The following is a 591-nucleotide window of genomic DNA, read 5'->3' on the forward strand; positions in this document are numbered from 1 at the left end:
TGAGATAGTTCCAGCATTCCTCTGGCGTATAGAGGTCACAGATGGAGCCGACGGCTTTCCAGAGTTCCTCGATGGTGCGCGCGCCGATGCGTCTGAGATGGGCCTTGAGCTTGGCGAAGGCCATCTCGATGGGGTTGAGGTCGGGGCTGTAGGGGGGCAGAAAAAGGAACCAGGCTCCTTTTTCTTTGAGGATGGCTTTGGCCTTTTCGCTTTTTATGGCTGGACAGGTTGTCGAGGATGACGATGTCGCCCGGTTGCAGGGTGGGGGCAAGCTGGGTCTCGACATAGGTTTCGAAGAGACGCTTGTTCATCGCGCCCTTGATGATCCAGGGGGCGGTAAGGCCATCGCAGCGCAAGGCGGCGATGAAGGTCTGGGTTCCCCAATGGCCGAATGGCGCTTTGGCCTTGAACCGCTGGCCGCGCTTGGCTCGCCCGCGCAACCGGGTCATCTTGGTGGTGGTGGCGGTTTCGTCGAGGAACACCAGTCGATCCGGTTCCTCGCGCATCCGGGGCTGGCGGTGGTTTCGCCACGTTCGACGGTCATCAGCGACATCAGCGCGACCGGATTCGGTCGCCAGCACTGTTTTTTTT

The 591-nt window shown here is 60.1% G+C and carries 1 pseudogene; it reads right to left on the reverse strand.

Annotation, left to right across the window (positions count from 1 at the left end):
• Nucleotides 1-591, reverse strand: a pseudogene (locus tag EJ903_RS27925) (IS630 family transposase); the annotation flags it as partial.

It is taken from the genome of Azospirillum griseum (assembly GCF_003966125.1).
Taxonomy (GTDB): Bacteria; Pseudomonadota; Alphaproteobacteria; order Azospirillales; family Azospirillaceae; genus Azospirillum; species Azospirillum griseum.